The organism is Clostridium sp. (assembly GCF_026168755.1).
Taxonomy (GTDB): Bacteria; Bacillota; Clostridia; order Clostridiales; family Clostridiaceae; genus Clostridium.
In genome coordinates this window covers 1-20,457 of record NZ_JAPFDR010000028.1, presented here as the reverse complement: position 1 = coordinate 20,457, position 20,457 = coordinate 1, and the positions used below count along the sequence as shown (strand labels likewise).

Sequence of the window (20,457 nt, the reverse complement as noted above, 5' to 3'; positions counted from 1 at the left end):
TACTTTCTATAAAAAAATACTGAACATTACACCTTTGTACTGTTCAGTATTTTTTTAGTTATTTTTCAACTTTGTACATTAATTCTAGAAGAACTAAATTAACTAAACTCAATGCATATTTTCAAATATTTTATAAAAATTAAGTATTCCATATCCTAATTCGGGATTAGGATATACATCCTTCCCCCTCTTTACAACTCCCCTAGTTAAAAAAGTCTTTATACTTTGTGAATACATATATGGATAATTTCCCTCAACTATTCCCCATTGAAATAATAAAATGCAAGCCCCAGCTCCAACAGCAGCTGATAAGCTAGTTCCATTTATTATTTGAGTAGAATTATTTAACCCTACTGTCATTGTATTAACTCCACCTGCAGCAAAATCTATTTTCTTTATATATTCTTGCCTAAATGATAGTCCTGAATAAGTTAATAAATTATTGTTATTTTGATTATATGCAGCAACTGTAACAACCGAAGTAGAATCTCCAGGAATTGTTATTGTTCCATATGGATCACTTGGTGAAAATCTAGTATTGGGTAATGATAAACCATACTGCCATATCCACGCATTATACCTTGCCATTTCTCCACTTCTTAACTTCAATTTTATCTGCCATATACCTGATACTATATTGGAAAAATATATAGATATTAATTCATCACCTGCATATTCTTCTGGTAAAAAATAAGAAATTTTTGCCTGAGTTTTTTCAAAAATAAATTTATTATCACGTTGAATATTAGTCGCTGCTTGAATAAAACCAGTTTCTTCACCTGAAGGTGAAACTAAATTTATATCTACAATACTAGGCAAATCTATCCATATTTCCATTCCCATATATCTTTGATTTTCCTCAATAAATAAATTTATAGTTTCAATCTCATTGCTATTTCTTATAATACCTGATACGTGCTCATCTCTATTTCCTTCATTTCCAGCACCTGTTACAATTACAATTCCAACATTACTTGATACACTTTCTATATATCCATCAAATAAAGTATTCCCTTTATGATCTCCATTATTACTCCCTAATGGTAACAATACTACTACAGGCATTTTTTCACTTAATAAAATTTTTCTTAAATATTCTATAGCTGGAAAAATTGATGGCAATCCAAAAATTGGTGTTTTTGTGCTTAGTAACTTTTTAACAATATTAAATTCACTTAATTTAACTATTACAAAATTACATTTTGGTGCTATTCCTCTTATATCTTTATTTTTTCCAGTAGCTCCAACAATCCCTGCCATTCCCGTTCCATGACCATTCAAATCCTTGCTTGGCACTATATCATAAGGATTTCCTCCTGACTCATAAGCTTCTATAGCCCTATTTATTTCTTCATTTGTATAAATAGTTCCAAAAGGCACATCTTTTGAATCATTTTCATTTGATTCGATAGTTTGATCCCAAATACTAATTATTCTACTTTTTCCGATTTCATCCCTAAATTCATCACTTAGATAATCTATTCCAGTATCAATAATTCCTACAATAACACCTTCTCCTGTCAGATTTAAAGCAGTATTAATTCCAACTGTACTAACTTGAGCCGCATCAATTGCAGATATCTCCTGAAGTGTATATAACTGAGTAGGAATTATATAAATTATTTTAAAATCACCAATATCAAGATTTTTTTCGAGTATTTCTCTTATATTATCTATATCGTTATTACTTATTATCTCATGCACTAATTCAGTAATAGATATCTTTAAAGATATTATTGCATAATTATCATTTACTTTTGTAATATACAATCCATTATCATTTTTAGGTATATTGGGAATATTACCTGAATATTGCACCATAATATGATTATAATCAGGACTATTAAAAACATATTCTGTATTTGCATTATTATTCAATTAATTCATCTCCCATTAACGTATTAAATCCATTGGATATCTTATAAATAAATTATTTATATAATACTCCATATATTTTTCTTCATATCTATAACCTCCACCAATTACATTAAATGATCCTAATAAATCTAATTTTCCATACCCTATATCCTTATTAGGATATTCATAGTTTTTATCCCTTCTAGCTCCATATATTAAAAAACTTCTTAACTTTACTGAATATACACCTTCATCTTTTAAACTATTAATTTGCCATTGTATTAATAGACATATTGCACCTACTACAATTGCTGTAGCTGCGGAACTCCCACTTACAGGTACAATTTTATTATCATTTCCTGATGTAGTTAAAATGTTAATTCCATCTGCTGCTAAATCTGGATTTATAGTCTGATTAGAGTCAAACCCTTTGCCTGACGATGTAACTATTGCATCATTTATGCTATTATAATAAGCAACTGTTGTAACTCTTTTCGCTGTAGAAGGTATGGTTAATGTAGTATCTGGATTTGAATTTAAAAACTTAGTCCCCTCTGGTAATAAAGTCTTATCTGGTAACCAAATATCAAATCTTCCATTAGTAATATACTCTCCCCTTAAATTTAACTTCCATATTCCACTCTTAATATCTGTAAACACAACTAAAAATACCTGATGTCCAGTAAAATTTTCTGGGTTATAACTAGTTACTTTTAAATTTGTATTTAATAAATAAAAATTTTTTTCATATGTTGAGTATATTTTTGGAGCCAGATATCCCATTTCCTCTCCTGATGGATCTATTATATTTAATGACATAATATCTGGTTTCTGAATCCATACATAAAACTCCAAATGCTTCATATTTTTAGATATTAGTAACTCTACTGTTCCTACATCTCCATCATTTTTCACATAATTTATTACATGCCCTTCTGAATCTCCAGAATTACCAGTTCCTGCAACAAAAATAACTCCTTCTTCATTCGCAAAAGAAGTTATAAACCTAGCTGTAATATTATATCCATCATGACTTCCATCATGACTCCCTACTCCACAAAAAATTACTAGTGGTCTATTGATTTCTTCAGCTGTTTCCCTTAAAAACTCTATTGCCGATAATATTTCAGCATTACTATATACAGGCACCTGCTTCAGATTGTTTTCTCTTAATATTTTTCTATAATTAGGTGATTCTAATAGCTTTACAACTAAAAAATCACAATCATGAGCAATCCCTTTCATTTGCTCATTATATCCCCTAGCTCCAATTATTCCTGCCATCTTAGTACCATGATCTATTTCATCTTTAGAATTAACTATACTATATGGATCCTTTCCTGATTTATATGCTTTTATTGCTTCATTAATTTCTTCGTTATAATATACGGTCCCAAACTTAAAATCACTTTTGTTTTTTGCTTGTACACTTTGATCCCAAATTCTTAAAATTCTTGATGTATCATCTTCTCTAATAAACTCTTGATTAAGATAATTTATTCCACTATCTATCATTCCTACTAATACACCTTTTCCAGTTAAATTTAAATATTGATTAATTTTAAGTTTATGTATATTATCAGCATTAGATGGATCTATCTCTTGCAATACATATATACTCTTAGCCTCAACAAAAATAATTGCAGGAACCTCTGCTCTTAACTTATTTAAGTTATTTACTTCAACTGCAACTACTGCTAATGTCTCTGTTATAGTTGTTCCACATGCATAATCAAGTTTATTTATTTGTTCTTGAAATTCTCCTCTGTATTCTACAACATAATGTTCATAATTCTCATCTAAGTATTTATTACAAACCTTCTCTCCTTCCATCACTTTTCCTCCAAGTTATATATTTATTAAATTTATATGATTATGCTATAATTTAAATTATATATAGGAGGTGTTTTTTTTATGAAAGTATATAATACATTCATTTTTAAACCTACTTGCTCCATGCAAAGACTACATAAAAATCAGCTATGCTTTGTTTGGAGCCTAAGCAGTTATTAAGTTAGCTGATCTTTTTAGGTTCTGTAACACATAGATTTTAGTACTCTTTGCTTTAAATTTTAAATTTTTAAAATTAAGGAGCAAAAAAATGAAATATATTAAAGCAATAGATGTGTTACCAAGAGAAGTTCTTGAAATGATTCAAGAATATGTAGATGGAGAATATCTTTATATTCCAAGAAAATGTGAAAATCATAAATCCTGGGGTGAAAAAAGTGGTATAAAGAGTAGCCTTAAGATAAGGAATAATGAGATATATAAAAAATATCTTCAAGGAACTCCTATCTATGAACTAACTAGAGAATATTTCTTATCAGAAAAAAGTATAAGAAGAATCATAAGTATTGAAAAACGAATATGCACATAATTAATACAGAAACATTTATTAGATTGAATATTCACTTTTAAGCATGTTATTGTTTTACTGTTAATATTTAATTAAATCTGATAGAAATGAGGTGTTATTATGACTTCTTTTATAAAAAAGCAACAATTTAATTATATAAAAAAGTGTTTATTTGATTTAAATAATGCTTTTAGAAATTGTGTGGATAATAATATTGTTGAAACTACAAAAGTTATTACACAGGAGAAAATATTATCTTTCTTTGATAATTTATCAGAAGAAGAAAAAGAAATACTAAATATAAGTAAAATAACTGAACCTTTACATATTAATGTATACTTAAAAGATTTGGATCAATATGTATATGGCATGCCTAATATAACAAGGAATGAGCTTACTAAAGTATTTAAAAAAGAAAAGAAACTTAAAATTCCTACTTTAAATATAGAGGATTCAAAGCTTGTATATTTAGGATGGATTGATGAATCTACTAGAAAGCTGCTTATCACATATAATATGGAAGGTAAACTCTTAGGAATGGCTTGTAGACTTCCAAATTCTATTTCAAACAACACCAATATATGTACTATTTGTAATCATATTGGATCTGAAAGTGAAGTTGCATTTGTCTCACCTATTTGTAAACCTAGGAATGAAGATGATTATAAATCTCTTGGTTTTCATATATGTTTAAATAGTGTTGAATGTAATGAAAGAATTACTTCTACTGAAAAACTTGAAAAACTTTTAAAAGATGTTAATAGAATAACTTAACCTAACTAGTGAGATTTATTTTTAATTATAGAGCTACTCACGGAAGAGTAGCTCTATTCCTAATAACACTTTTATGACTTAATTCTACTCTTTATTACCATTCTATTCTCAAAATAGTAATATCTAATTAAAAAGATATCAATTATTATTTTTCAATCTTCTTCTCTAATAAATGTATTTACTTCTTTTTTCTAATTAATATAGCACCTCCACCTACTGCAGTTAATCCTAATAACCCTACGGCTACTGCTGAAGTTCCACCTGTCTTAGGTAAACTTCCATTATCTTTACCACTATTATTTCCTGGTTTATTATTAGTTCCAGAATTAGATTCTGAATTATTTTCAGAGCCATTTATATTATTATTTGAGTTATCATTATCATTACTATCTGAATTTGCAACTAATTCACCTAAAGCAACTTCTAATTCATCTTTAGCTTTATCTACTTCATTCTTATCTACATCTTCATTTAACATAATAGCCTTAGCTGCAGCTAATTTTTCCTCTAGTTTAGCCCAAGATTCTTTCGTATATTTATTCTTATCCAAACTTTCTACCTTATTTATTAAATCTTGTAGTTTGTCCTTATTTGGTTTTAATCTTAACTCTAAGAATGCTCTTAATAACTCATCATAAGTTTTAGAAACTTCTTCTTCCATTGCATTTTCATTACTTAAAACATTATTAGCTTTTTCTAATGCAATAGCTAACTTATCCCAAGTTGAACTTATATATTCTGCTTTATCTAAAGCTTCAATTTTAGATACTAAAGATTCTAAAGCTTTCCTATCATCTTCTTCAGATATTGATGGCTTTTTTTCTAAAGATTCAAAGGCAACTTTTAAATCTTCAAGTGCTGCATTAACATCCTCTTGAGTTGCTTCTTCACTAGCTGCTACAGCCTCTGCTGCTTCCTTAGCTAATCTAAATACTTCAAATGATTCTGCTGTATAATTATCTTCAACTACATTTTCAAGTCCAGCTAAATATTCATTTAAAGCTGATTTATCAACTTCTGGTAAAACAGGTGTGTCTTTAGCTTCATGTATAAAAAATTCTGATGCAGTTGCAAAGTTTCCAGCTCCTGCATTTGCTACTATCTTAATATATCTAGCTTCAACTTCATCAAATTTAGCATATTTATTTGACATATTATTTTCCCAAGTGAATTTGCTAATAAGCTTATATTCATCACTTTCGCTAGCTTTTACATAAATATCACAATCTGTAATTCTTCCATTTGCATTACCATCTTGTCTTGGCATATAAGTAATTTTATTAATATTCTTAATTTCCTTCATATCAACTTCAACTGTTGCTGGTAAAGGTTGATGTGGACTGTAGTTTGTATGCCACCATGTATCTGGATTATTATCAAATGCTAATCTTATTGGTCCTTCAATGCCTCCACCTGCTAATGCATTTTCATTATCTGCAGTTACTGTAAAATTGCTAGAATCTATAACTGTTTCATCTTCTGGTAAAATACCATTTCCAACTATTATTTCATCTATTAATCCTTTAAATGAATTTGTAGCACTTCCTATCTTTTCTAAAGGTATTAACATAGTTCCTACTGCTGGACGACTACCTATAGTATCAACTAATTCATTATTTACATATAACATAGCTTTTTCATTTTTACTTGCAAATGTTAAATGAACCCACTCATTTTCTGGTAATTCATAATTAAACGAGAAATCTTGCCTTTCTCTCGTAAATCCTACTTTACCATTCTTATCTACAGCTTTTATAGCGTAATCATCAAATTGTGATAATGATTTAGATTCAAATATTATTTGTTCTCCTTCTGGAGCATTTGCATCCTTCTTAATCCAGAATGAAACTGAATTTGGTAATCCAACCTTCTTAATTGGTGTTTCTACATAACTAGTTCCACCATTAAGTCTTAAAGCTTTACCTACTTTACCTTTTTCAAATGAAACATTCTCTTTCGAAATTGAATCATAGCCATTTCCAGATTTATCAGATATACTTTCTTCTTCAAAATCATATTTTACATATTCGTCACCTACTGAATCTACAGTATAATATGGATTAGTGTTTGGAGCAGTACCTGTAATTGCAGATAATTCATTTAATTCATCAAATGTTTTATCTTCTCCATCTCCCCACATCTTTTCAGCTAAAGCTGGAAGTGGTTTAAAGAAACGATCAAATACATCATATTCTGAAATCTTAGCATCCCTCTTATCTATAGAATCATTCCATATAGCATAAGCTCCACCTAGCATTTGGTCATCACCTGCTGGAATATAAGTGCCACCAATGCTATTTGGCTCCCAATTATTATATAATCTTTGAGCATTTAAATAATTTGCATAATATCCCGCTGTTGGAACTATATATACATCTGAATCAAGAGTATTAATTAAATCATATCCTGCTTCAAACATTTCCTTTGGATTTGCCCAATCTCTTGACCAAACATTTATTTGAACATCATTAGATCTAACAGGAGTTTCTCCTTTAAGCCAAGTTAATCCTCCCCACATACGAACAGTTCTACCACTATCTTGAATATGTCCAAGCATAGAGTCTGTAAATTTTCTATAATGTTCTGCATTAGCCTCATATTCATCAGTACCAACATGAACTGTAGTTCCTAAATCAAATACTGGATTTTCACCTTCCATATATTCATTAAATAAATTCTTAACAAATTTTAACGATTCTGGGTTGCCTAAATCTAAATGATCTATTGTTGGACGATTTTTTATTCTAGGATTCCACCCTTTAAGAGCTAAATTCTTAAATACTTTAGTTATAGACATAGCATGAGCTGGTGTATCTATTTCTGGAACTATATTTACTCCTATCTCTCTTGATTCTTGAATAAAGCTTCTAAAATCATCCTTTGTATAATATAAATCCTTAGCTGTTATTCCTTCTCCTTGTTCATTTCTAATATCTGATTCTAATCTAAAGGCTTCATATGCATTATAAGCATCTTCCATATTAGATTTATCAGCATTAATATATTCTTCTAAGAATATATAGTTATCATTTAAATGAACTTGTAGGTCATTTAGCTTATACCATGACATAGTTTCAGCTAACTCCTTTAAAGACTCTAGTTCATAAGACTTTCTCGCAACATCTAGAACAAAGCCTCTAACCTTATATTTTGGATAATCTCTAACAATACCTTGTGGAATTGTTGCCTTAGTTTGCTTTAAAATTTGTAGTATTGAACGAGTGGCATAATAAGCACCTTTTGCTGCCTTAGCTTCAATCTTAACTGAATTACCTATAGTTATTATATTACCTTCATTGCAAAGCCCAGTATCATCTGTTGCTAATGTAAGGAAGAAGTTATTATTACCTGCTTCAGTTCCTTGCTCCACAACTATATCTTTTCCTACTATATCCTTATAGTCAGCCGCAAACTTTTTAGCTGTTTCATTTAACTCTTCTGTATAAGCACTATCAACTATAATCTTAGTTGAATCTGTAATTGTAAAGTTTCCTTCTGTTCCATACCACTCAGCTAACTCTGGAATAACCTTTGGCTTTTCATTTCCTACATTTGCTTGATATTTTCCTGGCACTGTCACTCTTATTGGTGCTGTTGTTTTACTTTTATCACCTTTCTTTACAGTAAAGTTAACTTCAACTACAGTATCAACTAATGGTTGATGTATAGTTCTATCCGCACCTATTATTTGTTCATAATCAGCACCAACAAATTCTATTTCATATCCTTCTGGAACCTCTGGCATGGCCATATGAGTATCCCCTTTATTTATTGGTGCAACTGCTACTCCATTTGTAACAGATTCAAGTGTATGTTCAGGTAAGTCTAATTTTTCACCAAATAACTCAAATTCATATATAGAAACAGTATTCCATGTATTAGTAGTTCCTGATGCATTTGTACCTGTTGGACTAAAATCATTTATTTTAACTCTAAAATATTTAGCTGTTTTTGGTTCTGTAAAGTTCCCCTTTTCTCTAATTTCTTCATTTCTTGAACTTCTTGACCAAACTGTTTCCCACTCACTTCCATTTTGAGAAGCTTGTATTTCATAATTTATTACATTATCTCTTTCCCAATCTATAGCAAAGCTAGCTACTGTTTTAGGCTCTGGTAATTCAACTTGAACCCAATGTGGATTAGATGATGTTGCACTTCTCACTTCACTTGCCCATCTTGTTTCTTTATTACCATCGTTAACCTTATCTGCAGTTAATACACCACCTTCAAAGGCATTCGCTGTTGCCTTTCCTGTACGTGCAATATTATCTATATTCTTGTATTGATTTACTTCTAATTCAAAAACCGATACAGTATTCCAAGTTATAGTTTTTTCACTACCATCAGTATTTCTCACAGCAGCTTGAGAATTGTAACTTGCAATAGATAAACGTACATAACGAGCACTTTGTGCTTCTTCAAATGTAATAACTTGTCTATAATCGCTTGGTGTAGCTGAAAACTCCTTAACCGTTCTCCACTCCTCACCATTATCACTAAGTTCTATTACATAGTTTGTAGCATTCTTTCTTTCCCACTCAATAGCAATTTCATTGAAAGTCTTTACTGCTCCTAAATCTACTTGTAACCATTTTTTATTTTCCGTTGTTGGTGATGTTGTGTTGCTGGCCCATCTTGATTGTCCAGTTGAATTTTCATAATCTACAATTCCATCAATAGCTTTATCTGCGCCTAAAGTACCTGCTTCATCGTCAGAAGATGTTGCAACTACTCCATCCTCTAAAGCTAAATTTGTTTTTATAGCTTCTGCAGCTTTAACATAAGTAAAAGAGTTGCTTAAAAGCATTACACTTAAAGCTAATACAGCTATCTTTTGGTTCCTTTTTTTCATAGATTCTTCCCCCTTTTATCAGTTTATAAACTATGCTTCTATATATAAAAACCTAAAAAACGCAAAAAAAGCTAATCTATATATTAAATAGATTAGCGAATGCCCCGAAGGTTGCATGCAATAAAAACATAATTTATAACTTTTTACAATTATTATTATATTATGAATATTATGCATTGTAAACATTTTATTGGCTTATTTCATTATTTTTCTTATATAATAGAACAAATAAGTTAAAATTGAAATGAAAAAGACTGTTATTTTCTTTCTCCTTTAAACCTTATTACATAACATTAACTTCTTTAGCTATCTTAAACTTTTCAATATAAGGATTTTTATAAAATGCATATATAAGTTGTGCAGTCATAAAACACCAAATAATTGGCTCACAAAGTATTACACCTAAATATCCTATTTTCGGAATAATTAATATAACAAATAAAATCTTTCCAATAAATTCAATAATACTAGATACAAGTGGGGTTATTTTTTGTCCTAAGCCTTGTAATGAATATCTTAAATTAAGCAATATTCCTAATACTCCATAAAAAGGTGCATTTAATCTTAAATATCTTGCCCCATTATTGATTACTATAGCCTCGCTAGACCCCGATAAGATTCTAACCATTATAGGTGCAGTAAAGAATAAAATAATAATTATTATAATTGCCCAACAATTAGATATTATATTAGAATAATATACTGATTTTCTTATTCTTTCTCCTTGATTTGCTCCTCTATTTTGAGAAACAAATGTTGAGGTAGCATTTGCTATGGCAACTGTAGGCATCATACAAAAACTACTAAGCTTTCTTGCTGCAGTATGTCCTGCAATTGTCAAATATCCAAGTCCATTTATAGCACTTTGTAATATAACAGTTCCAGTAGATACAATCCCCATCATAAGCCCCATAGAAAGTCCTTGTCCTAATAATTCTTTATATAACTCACTTCCTACATTAAAATGCTTTTTCTTAGGAATAAGGATTTTACTCTTTTTACATATATATATGACGCATAATATGACTGATATAACTTGAGATATAACTGTTGCAACTGCAGCTCCTTTTATACCTATATTAAACTTTGTAATAAATAATATATCTAATCCTATATTTAATAAAGATGATATTATAAGAAACACTAATGGCATAAAGCTATTACCTATAGCTCTTAATAAACCTGCACATAAATTATATGCAAACATAACTCCTACAAATAATGTAATTGTTGAAATATAAGAATATGATTCTTCTATTATATTTTCAGGAGTATTTAATACTCTTAATAATGGCATTAAAGATAACTGTGATATAGACATAATTATTATTGTAATACAGCATCCTATAATAATTGAACCTGCAACTGATTTTCTTAGTAATTTTATATCATCTGCTCCGTAACTTCTTGCTACTACCATACTAAGTCCATTTCCTATTCCTAGCGCAAAACCAACTAATAGCTCATATACTGCTGAACTTGCCCCTATTGCAGCTAGTGATTTATCTCCTAAAAAATGTCCTACTATCATTATGTCCACTGTATTATATAATTGTTGAAATAAATTTGAAATAAATAATGGTATTGCAAAAATTATTAGTGATTTTAAAATATTCCCTTTTAATAAATCCACATTTGTATTTAACATATCATATACCCCTATAGTATTTTTTTCCACTTATAAGTATACAACTTTAACCTCACTACAAGTCAATAGATTTTCTACCTTTTTATTAAATAACAAAAAAACAGATGAAAGTAAATCAACTTCTTTACTTTCATCTGTAACAATAATTCTATAGTGTATATATCTAATCTATTTTTTCAATATAATTACAATTTACATAAATATGATTAAGAAAAGTAAGTAATCTTTCATAAAGTGGATTTACCTTATCTCCAAACTTTACTTCTAAATACTCTCCTATTTCCTTAACGGTTTTAATTCCATCAATTTGTGTAAATACTTCACTACTAATCTCATCAAGAGTAATTTCCTTATATAAAGGAATTTTAAATCTTAACTTTCTAAAAAACTTTTGAATCTTATGATCCTGTTTTTCAAGTACTGTAACTATTCCATTATCATCAATTTTATAGTTAGTACTATCACAAATTCTAAATTTTAAATTTAGAATTTCTTCATTATCTTTCATTCTTTTTCACCTTTGACAGCATAATTGGAATTGTAGTAGCTATAACTAAAACAATTAATAATAGTATTCCCATCATATTACTAGCAGCAAATCCACTTGGAATTCTTGGTTTTATTAATCCTGTTACTTGTAATATAATTCCTATTAATCCTATTATAGAACCTCCTGCAACAAGTCCTGATGAAAGACTTATTCCATTTGCAACCTTAACTTCTTTATCAGCTTCGCTCTTACTCATTTTTTCGACAAATACACGTATTAATGCTCCAACTAAAATAATTGTAGTAGTTGATATAGGTAAGTAGAAACCTATTGCAATTGTCATTATTGGTAAATTTAATAAGAATAAAAATAATGCCATTACAACACCTACTATAATCATTGGCCAAGGTAAATCACCTGACATTATACCTGACGTTAATGTAGACATTAAATTTGCTTGTGGTAAAGCAAATGGTGCATCTGCTCCAGTAATTCTTAATTGGCTAGAAAGTACTAATATTGTTCCTGTAGTAACGATAACACCAACTATACTTGCTATTGCAAAATAGTTTTGCATTTCTTTTTTACTTCCACCTATAACATAAGTTACTTTTTGTGATTGGCTATATCCACCTGCTACTGATATTGCTACAACCATAAATGCTGCAAATAAAAGTAGTGATTTATTATCTGCTTGACCTTTCCAACCCATTATTACAAAAACTAATGTTAATATTACTAATGATGCAATTGTCATTCCTGAAACTGGAAGATTTGATGTTCCTATAGTTCCTGTTAAACGTCCAGCAACTATTACAAATAATAATGATAGTATTAGTGACACAATTGCAGATACTATTGCCATTATAATACTTTGTGAAATAAAGAATCCTGCTATAAATGCTATTGCAACACCTGCTAAAAGTAGTATCATTTCACCTGAACTCTTTTCTCCATTACCATCCTTAGCTGATTTTGCTTTTAATGTTTCTTTTATAGAAACAACTATAGTTGGTATAAGTTTAAGGGCACCTATTACACCACCACAAAGCATCATCCCAGCCCCTATATACTTAACATAACTTCCTGTTATAGCATTTACATCCATTTGATTTATAAGAACTGTTGTATCATTCCATGCATGAGCATTGCCTTGTGCCATATCTGTAAAATAACCTATTAATGGTGCAATACCAAAATTAGATAATATAGATCCAGCAAACATAGTTAATGCAACTTCTAATCCAACTATAAATCCTATTCCTAATAAAAGTGGATTTACTTCAATAGAAAACTTCCACTTATAAAATTTGCTTCCAACATATGTAATAGTATTATTTATTAAGTTTAAAAATGAACCTGTTAATACGTTTATAATACCACTTATTCCAAAACCTATCCCCATAAACTTAATAGCATCTCCGCCACCTTCAGAGGCAACTAAAGTTTCTGAGATTGCCATTGATTCTGGATACATAAGTTTTCCATGCTCTTCAATTATTAAATAATTATAAACTAATGATAAAGCTCCTATCCCGAATAAAGCTCCACCTATACCTACACTTATTCCCTCTAAGAAAGTAAAATCACTTCCAATTAGAATAATAGCCGGTAAAACATATATCATACCGCTGGCGATTGACTCTCCTCCACTTGACATACCTTGTGTTATATTTTTGCCAAGTATTCCTTTATCCTTAGCAAATATACCTATAAACATTGAACCTATTATTGCACCTGGTATACCTGCTGCTACTGTTAATCCTGATTTCATTCCTGAATAAGAAGTCGATGCTGCAAATATTACTGATAAAACTATCCCTATTATCATTACAGCAATATTAGTTCCTTTTTTTGATTTATCAGTTATATATGGAATATAATCTTTTCCATGTACACCACCGTAAGCTTCCTTAGGTAATTTGTTTTTCATGTATAATTTCCTCCTTCGTTTATTACTGCAACATAGTTAGTATATTAATTTTATGCTATTACTGCAATATATTTATTATATGCATTTTATTTATTTACATTATTATAGATTATATTTTTATTAAAAATCTTCTACAATATTGTTAACTGCAGGGCTATCTATCAATTTCCCCCTATAATCAAATCTTGACCCATGACATGGACAATCCCATGTTAATTCATCTGCATTCCAATGAAGTTCACAACCTAAATGAGCGCATTTAGTTGATACAATAAACTCTTTTCCCTGTTTATCCTTATATACTCCAACTTTTTGACCGTTATACTCCACAATTCCAGCATGCCCATTTTTAATATGCTCTATTTCACTACTTGGAATAGATATTTTTTGAGCTATAAAATTCTTAGCTGTTTCAACTAAATCATTGGCAATATTGTTAATTGATAATGATAAATCAAACCTTTTTGATGAAAATATTTCCGAAAATTTATTCTCATTTCCTAATATAAAATCTGATATTATCATGGCTGATACCATAGCACTTGTCATTCCCCATTTATTAAACCCTGTAGCAACATATATGTTAGGTGTACTATTAGAATATCTTCCTATATAAGGTATACCATCTATAGTAATACAATCTTGAGCTGACCAGTGATATTTTTCTTTTGAGTTTGGATAAATTTCCTTTGCAAACTTTCTTAATTTATCATAGCTTCCTCCACTCTCATTTTCACCTGTTCTTTGACTTATGCCACCTAATAATAGTAATCCCTTATAATTTCTAAATGAATAGCCTTGTTTTTCATAATCTATATACATTCCTTCAATATTATTATCTGCATTTTCTAAAGCTATAACATAAGATCTTTCTTGATGCATTTTCATAAAATAATATCCTGGCGCATTCATTATTGGATAATGAGTCGCTATTACTATATGATTAGCTTCTATATTTCCTTTATCAGTACTTACTAAGTTCTCTTCTATTTTTATTGCTCTAGTATTTTCGTAAATAACTAGATCCTTTGAAATATCCTTCAAAAACTTTAATGGATTAAACTGTGCCTGATTATTAAATTTAATAGCACCTTTAACATCTAATGGAATATCAATTTTTTCTATAAACTCTGCATCTATTCCTAACTTTTTAGCTGCTTCTACTTCTTTTATTATTTTATCAGTTTCATTTAAGGAATAAATATATGCAGGAACCTCTTTAAAATCACAATCTATTTTTCTTTCTTCAATAATTTGTTTATATTTTCTTATAGCAAGTTCATTAGCATCTGCATACTGCTTAGCTTTTTCCTCTCCAAACTCTTTAATTAATGTATTATAAATCAAATCATGTTGTGATGTTATCTTTGCAGTAGTATTTCTTGTATTTCCACTTGCAATCTCAGCTTTATCGATTAATACTACATCTCTACCACTTTTCTTTAAGAAATATCCTATTAATATTCCTGTTATTCCTGCTCCAACAATTAAGACATCAGTTTTTATATATCCTTTTAACTCTTCTCTTTTATCAAATTTACAACTTTCGTCCCATATTGATTTCATCAAATCACCTCCATTATATTATTTCACTTTTATGAATCTGTATGCAGTTATATATTTTTATTTGTATAAATAATTCATTTTTAGTTATAGATTTAATGGTCAATATAATAAAAAAATTTTGTTCACTATAGTATATAATTAATAAAGAGAGCTACTTACTAAAAGAACTTTACTTCTAACTAATTAAAAAAGCTTCTAACTAAAATAGAACCCTAATATTTTTAGGATTCTATTTTATAAACAATATTAATTTTTATCAATTTTCCATAAATCAATTTCTACATCTGTTTGTTTATCTGTAAATACACTCACTCCTGCACTTGTATCTTTTGTAAATATTCTTGATGTAAATACTTCTTCACCATCATTAACAAATATTTCAACAGATGATGTATCAACAAACACTTGAAGTTTTAGCTCTTTTCCAACATATTCACATTTTCTTTCAGTTCCATATTCTGTAGCAAATACTTCTCCTGATTTACTTCTATCTAATACTAGTTTATTGTTTTCTATATCATAATAAAATACAGTTTCTTCATCAATACCTTTTCTTAGCTTTATTCCAACATATTTACCAGTAAAATTATTGAATTTACATATTAATTCATATGTTTTTTCATTAAAATCAACTATATCTTTTTCTTCGTTATTTAGTTCATAAACCTCTTTTCTATTTTTTCCCCTAAGAAGTTCTAACTCTTTTACTGGCTGCTGAATTAACTTATTATCTATTAACTTTAGTTCTCTAGGTATAGTTAAACAATGTGCCCATCCATTTTTATCAGTAGGATAATCTATTTCAGGTAATCCCATCCACCCTATTAATATTTTTCTTCCATATTTATCTTCAGTAGTTTGAGGTGCATAAAAATCAAACCCTCTATCTAACTCATTAAAATCGTCATGATTAAATTTACCATCATAAAAATTAATTTTATCTCCTATTAAATATCCAGATTGGAATATATTTTTATACTTATCTCCATCAGCCTCTAAACCTTGTGGTGAAAATATAAGTACTCCTTTATCTTCAAACTTTAAATAATCTGGACATTCCCACATGAATCCATTTCCAAGGAAATCTGTCTTTATTTCTCCTTTAAAGCTCCAATCTAGTAAATTCTCAGATACATAATATACTATAGTTCCTAAATTTTCTTTTCTTTCAGCTCCAATTAAACAATAATATTTATTGTCATCTTTAAATACTTTAGGATCCCTAAAATTATCAGTATATCCCTCTGGTAACTCCTTTATTACAGCTTCATTATTTTTAACTATTTCTCCTTCACAATTCATTATAGCTAAACATTGATAAGGATGTCTTATCCACTCTTCATTTCTTGTATTTCCAGTATAAAATAAATGTAATTTATTATTTTCAACTATACCACTTCCTGAAAATGCTCCATGACTTTCAAAATATTCTGTAGGTATTATTCCAACTCCACAATCTTTCCAGCTAACTAAATCTTTTGAAGAAACATGATACCAATGCTTTATTCCATGTACAGGTCCTAATGGAAACCATTGATAGAATAAATGATATTCTCCATTATAATAAGAGAATCCATTAGGATCGTTTAGTAAGCCTGTAGTTGGTTGAATATGAAATATTTGTCTATACGGACAACTATCCACTATCTCTTTTAATTCTGCAATTTCTTCATTTGATACCTGTAATATTGTTCTATATCTTTCTTCTCTTGTCCATTCCTTCATACATTTTCTCCTAATATAATACTTTTTATTATTTTTAAGTACAAAATAGAAGGCTTTAGTATAATACTAATTCCTTCTATACCTATAAAACATTTTATATAACTAATTTCTCTATTATTTTTCTTTATTCATAAATTTAGCTATAACAATTGTTGATATAATAGCTGTAACCATTGAAATTACCATAGCTATTATATAATTAACTATTGATGTAGGCCTAATTGATATAACTCCTGGTAACCCTGCTGCCCCTGGAGATATTGCAAGTACTTTCGTAAGCATTACATAACCTGATCCAATTGCAGATCCTATCATTGCTCCAAAGAATGGATAACGTAATTTTAAATTTACACCAAATATTGCTGGCTCAGTTATTCCAAGTAAAGCTGAAATTCCTGATGCTGATGCTATCCCCTTCATCTTTGAATCTTTTCTTAAGATAAAAATTACTGCTAATGCTGCTGCACCTTGTGCTACATTTGACATTGCTGCTACAGGGAATATAAATGATCCTCCTGTAGTTGCTATATCTGCTAATAACTGAGTTTCTATAGCTACAAAACTGTGATGCATACCTGTTATAACTATTGGCGCATATAAGAATCCAAATATTGCTCCACCTACTGGACCTAATGTATTAATTAACCATAATAATCCTGTTGTTATTCCATCACCAACACCCCTCATTACAGGTCCTATAACAACAAATGTTAATATACCAGTAATAAACACAGTAAATAATGGCGTTAATAAGTTATTTAATACTGATGGTATAACTTTATGTAACATTTTTTCTACCTTAGCTAAAACAAAAGCCGCAGCTAAAACTGGTAATACTGTTCCTTGATATCCAACCTTAGCTATAGTTAGTCCAAATATATTCCATACAGGTACAGTTCCTTCTACAACAGCTGCACCATAACTATATCCATTTAATAAATCTGAATGTATCATAAGTGCACCTATACAAGCACCTAAATAAGGATTTCCTCCAAAAGCTTTCGCAGCTGAGAACCCTAAAAATATTGGTAAAAATGCAAATCCTGTATTAGCAAATGTATTTATTAATTCTGCTAAATCTTTAAACTGTGGATATGCTTCAACTATAGATTGTCCCTCAATGAATAATCCTTGAGATGTTAATATATTATTGATTCCCATTAATAGTCCTGCTGCAACTAATATTGGTAATATAGGAACAAAAACATCAGCTAAAGATTTTAATAATCTTTGTAGAGGATTTAATTTTTTATCTGCTTCTTTTTTTAACTCTTCTTTACTACCTTCTTTAATATTGGCTAATTGTATAAATTCTTTATAAACCTCATCAACAACACCAGAACCTAAGATAACTTGAAATTGTCCTGATGTATTAAAACTTCCTTTAACAGCTGACATTTCTTCAATTGCTTTAATATTTATCTTTGAATCATCTTTAAGAACTAATCTTAAACGAGTTGCACAATGAGCTGCACTAACTACATTTTCTTTACCACCTATATTGCTTAAAATCTGACTTCCAATTTCTTTATAATTCTTACTCATCTTTATCCACCCTCCTGGATCTTGTGTTTTTTGAAACGTTTCATTTTATATTTATCATGTTAATACGTTTTCACCTATTCGTCAATATATTTTCAAAAAAAATTTAGGATTTTACTTTTTTGATTTATTTTTTAATTTAACTTTATAAAATTAAAAACTTTAAAATCATTAATGTAAAATCCTAAAATATAATTTATGTTTTTGTTGTATACCCTTGAATAAAACTAATAGGTAAAATTATTTCCTTCTTAACTTTTTTACTTTCTATAATATTTATTAAAGCTTTAACAGCTTCTTCTGCTATTAGTTCAACTGGTTGTCTAATAGTTGATATCTTCACTGTATCTGTAGCTGATGACTTACTTCCATCAAATCCAATTACTTGAACATCTCTTGGAACCTCTATATTATATTTTTTTAATTTATTTATAAAATCTACTGCGTACTCATCTGTTACAGCAAAAATGCCTTGTATCTTTATATCATTTTTAAAATAATTTTCTATAAACTTACCAAGTAACTTATCGAACTCTTCAGCTGAATCTAATAATTCACATATTTCATAATCTATGTTATTTTCCTTACAATAACTAATAAATCCATCTTTCCTTTTTCTTGTTGCATTATTTATTTTTGATCCTCGCCCTATATATGCTATCTTTTTACAGCCAAGGTCTACTAGCTTTTTAGCCGCAAGCTTACCACCATCAAAATTATTACTCGACACATAAGTTATATTTTTAGAAAAATATCTATCAATACTTACAAATGGTATTTTTTCAGAAACATACTCATCAATATCACTATAAGTTATAGCTATTACACCATCCATTTTATTTTGCTTAGCCATAGTTATATATTCTATCTCAGCATTATTGTCCTTATTTGAATTACAAAGAATCATCTTCATTCCGAAACTTCTTAAATTTCTTTCTAAGTTATAAGCTAATTCGCTAAAAAATGGATTCCATATTGTAGGTAAGATCACAGCAATAGTATTAGTTCGATTAATCTTAAATCCTCTAGCATAAATATTAGGTTCATAATTTAGCTTTTTAATTGCTTCTTCTACTTTTATTTTTGTAGCGGGCTTAACTTGTATATTATTTATTACATTTGAGACTGTCCCTACAGATACTCCAGCTTCTTTTGCAACGTCTTTAATAGTTACCATTTATGTCTCTCCTTAGATATTTATTAATTATCTGCGATATTTTAATAAATTCATATTAAAACTCTTTTTTAATTATATACAATAGCTAAATTATTAACAACGCAATAATACTAATAATATTTTATATCAACTTATAATCACTGCTTATAACATCACCACTATTCATATTTTTTACCTTAACTCTCTTTTTCTTAACTTCATCTTCACCAATTAAAATTACATTGCTAACACCTAATTTATTAGCATAATTCATTTTCTTCTTTTGTTATTCTAGATATTATATCATTAAATATTTGTTGATCCTTTGGTAATAACTCCATAAATCCTGGTAATATACTTGGTTTTATAATATTTCTTTTCATAATTAATTCACTCCTAAAATAATTTAGTTATTGTAAAGTTTTCTACACTACTTCTCTTTTTAAATCTTTATATATCAAGGTTTCGCAAGTTTTTTTGTATAAAAAAACAACGACCCCCTAATTTCATGTTAAAATTGAATCTCCTACAAAACAAAAATAACCATGAAAGGAT

The 20,457-nt window shown here is 28.9% G+C and carries 13 protein-coding genes and 1 pseudogene; 2 read left to right on the top strand and 12 right to left on the bottom strand.

What is annotated here, in order from left to right:
• Nucleotides 1-108: 108 nt before the first annotated feature.
• Together Q0Y03_RS10490 and Q0Y03_RS10485 are read right to left on the bottom strand one after the other, a co-directional pair.
• The gene (locus Q0Y03_RS10490; RefSeq protein WP_297713773.1) at nucleotides 109-1,878 is read right to left on the bottom strand and encodes a S8 family peptidase; all 1,770 of its coding nucleotides are present in this window, start codon (nucleotides 1,876-1,878) and stop codon (nucleotides 109-111) included.
• 15 nt (nucleotides 1,879-1,893) lie between these two features.
• Nucleotides 1,894-3,690, bottom strand: coding sequence for a S8 family peptidase (locus tag Q0Y03_RS10485; RefSeq protein ID WP_297713772.1), 1,797 nt, complete (start codon nucleotides 3,688-3,690; stop codon nucleotides 1,894-1,896).
• Between the two features lie 268 nt (nucleotides 3,691-3,958).
• On the opposite strand from Q0Y03_RS10485, the gene Q0Y03_RS10480 reads away from it, so the two are divergent.
• Entirely contained in the window at nucleotides 3,959-4,237 is a 279-nt protein-coding gene (locus tag Q0Y03_RS10480; protein WP_297713771.1) for a CD3324 family protein, read from the top strand.
• 99 nt (nucleotides 4,238-4,336) lie between these two features.
• Nucleotides 4,337-4,990 (top strand): FusB/FusC family EF-G-binding protein, encoded by a 654-nt coding sequence (locus Q0Y03_RS10475; RefSeq protein ID WP_297713770.1) that lies wholly within the window; start codon nucleotides 4,337-4,339, stop codon nucleotides 4,988-4,990.
• A 178-nt stretch (nucleotides 4,991-5,168) separates the two neighbouring features.
• On the opposite strand, the gene Q0Y03_RS10470 is transcribed toward Q0Y03_RS10475, so the two are convergent.
• From Q0Y03_RS10470 to Q0Y03_RS10425, 10 genes and pseudogenes are all read right to left on the bottom strand, one after another.
• Complete coding sequence (locus tag Q0Y03_RS10470; RefSeq protein WP_297713769.1) at nucleotides 5,169-9,842, bottom strand: discoidin domain-containing protein; 4,674 nt, start codon at nucleotides 9,840-9,842, stop codon at nucleotides 5,169-5,171.
• Between the two features lie 283 nt (nucleotides 9,843-10,125).
• Complete coding sequence (locus tag Q0Y03_RS10465; RefSeq protein WP_297713768.1) at nucleotides 10,126-11,490, bottom strand: MATE family efflux transporter; 1,365 nt, start codon at nucleotides 11,488-11,490, stop codon at nucleotides 10,126-10,128.
• Nucleotides 11,491-11,653: 163 nt separating this feature from the next.
• The gene (locus Q0Y03_RS10460) at nucleotides 11,654-11,998 is read right to left on the bottom strand and encodes a PqqD family peptide modification chaperone (protein ID WP_297713767.1); all 345 of its coding nucleotides are present in this window, start codon (nucleotides 11,996-11,998) and stop codon (nucleotides 11,654-11,656) included.
• Nucleotides 11,988-13,913: an oligopeptide transporter, OPT family gene (locus Q0Y03_RS10455; protein ID WP_297713766.1), complete on the bottom strand. Its 1,926-nt coding sequence runs from the start codon at nucleotides 13,911-13,913 to the stop codon at nucleotides 11,988-11,990. The genes Q0Y03_RS10460 and Q0Y03_RS10455 overlap by 11 nt, the downstream gene beginning before the upstream one ends.
• Before the next feature lie 120 nt (nucleotides 13,914-14,033).
• A complete protein-coding gene (locus Q0Y03_RS10450) occupies nucleotides 14,034-15,479 on the bottom strand; it encodes an FAD-dependent oxidoreductase (protein WP_297713765.1) in 1,446 nt (481 codons plus the stop codon).
• A gap of 246 nt (nucleotides 15,480-15,725) precedes the next feature.
• Nucleotides 15,726-17,204 (bottom strand): sucrose-6-phosphate hydrolase, encoded by a 1,479-nt coding sequence (locus Q0Y03_RS10445; RefSeq protein ID WP_297713764.1) that lies wholly within the window; start codon nucleotides 17,202-17,204, stop codon nucleotides 15,726-15,728.
• Nucleotides 17,205-17,318: 114 nt separating this feature from the next.
• Nucleotides 17,319-18,749 (bottom strand): sucrose-specific PTS transporter subunit IIBC, encoded by a 1,431-nt coding sequence (locus Q0Y03_RS10440; RefSeq protein ID WP_297713763.1) that lies wholly within the window; start codon nucleotides 18,747-18,749, stop codon nucleotides 17,319-17,321.
• A gap of 193 nt (nucleotides 18,750-18,942) precedes the next feature.
• Entirely contained in the window at nucleotides 18,943-19,923 is a 981-nt protein-coding gene (locus Q0Y03_RS10435; RefSeq protein WP_297713762.1) for a LacI family DNA-binding transcriptional regulator, read from the bottom strand.
• A gap of 121 nt (nucleotides 19,924-20,044) precedes the next feature.
• Nucleotides 20,045-20,185 (bottom strand): annotated as a pseudogene (locus Q0Y03_RS10430) (His/Gly/Thr/Pro-type tRNA ligase C-terminal domain-containing protein); the annotation flags it as partial.
• Nucleotides 20,163-20,285 carry a hypothetical protein gene (locus Q0Y03_RS10425; RefSeq protein WP_297713791.1) on the bottom strand — a complete coding sequence of 41 codons (123 nt, stop codon included), beginning with the start codon at nucleotides 20,283-20,285 and terminating at the stop codon, nucleotides 20,163-20,165. The gene Q0Y03_RS10425 and the pseudogene Q0Y03_RS10430, both read right to left, overlap by 23 nt.
• Between the last annotated feature and the right edge of the window lie 172 nt (nucleotides 20,286-20,457).

Coding starts and splice junctions, on each gene's coding strand:
- Q0Y03_RS10445 (WP_297713764.1), bottom strand. CDS start 17,204: ATGAAGGAATGGACAAGAGAAGAAAGATATAGAACAATATTACAGGTA.
- Q0Y03_RS10425 (WP_297713791.1), bottom strand. CDS start 20,285: ATGAAAAGAAATATTATAAAACCAAGTATATTACCAGGATTTATGGAG.
- Q0Y03_RS10455 (WP_297713766.1), bottom strand. CDS start 13,913: ATGAAAAACAAATTACCTAAGGAAGCTTACGGTGGTGTACATGGAAAA.
- Q0Y03_RS10435 (WP_297713762.1), bottom strand. CDS start 19,923: ATGGTAACTATTAAAGACGTTGCAAAAGAAGCTGGAGTATCTGTAGGG.
- Q0Y03_RS10485 (WP_297713772.1), bottom strand. CDS start 3,690: ATGGAAGGAGAGAAGGTTTGTAATAAATACTTAGATGAGAATTATGAA.
- Q0Y03_RS10480 (WP_297713771.1), top strand. CDS start 3,959: ATGAAATATATTAAAGCAATAGATGTGTTACCAAGAGAAGTTCTTGAA.
- Q0Y03_RS10475 (WP_297713770.1), top strand. CDS start 4,337: ATGACTTCTTTTATAAAAAAGCAACAATTTAATTATATAAAAAAGTGT.
- Q0Y03_RS10440 (WP_297713763.1), bottom strand. CDS start 18,749: ATGAGTAAGAATTATAAAGAAATTGGAAGTCAGATTTTAAGCAATATA.
- Q0Y03_RS10450 (WP_297713765.1), bottom strand. CDS start 15,479: ATGAAATCAATATGGGACGAAAGTTGTAAATTTGATAAAAGAGAAGAG.
- Q0Y03_RS10470 (WP_297713769.1), bottom strand. CDS start 9,842: ATGAAAAAAAGGAACCAAAAGATAGCTGTATTAGCTTTAAGTGTAATG.
- Q0Y03_RS10460 (WP_297713767.1), bottom strand. CDS start 11,998: ATGAAAGATAATGAAGAAATTCTAAATTTAAAATTTAGAATTTGTGAT.
- Q0Y03_RS10465 (WP_297713768.1), bottom strand. CDS start 11,490: ATGTTAAATACAAATGTGGATTTATTAAAAGGGAATATTTTAAAATCA.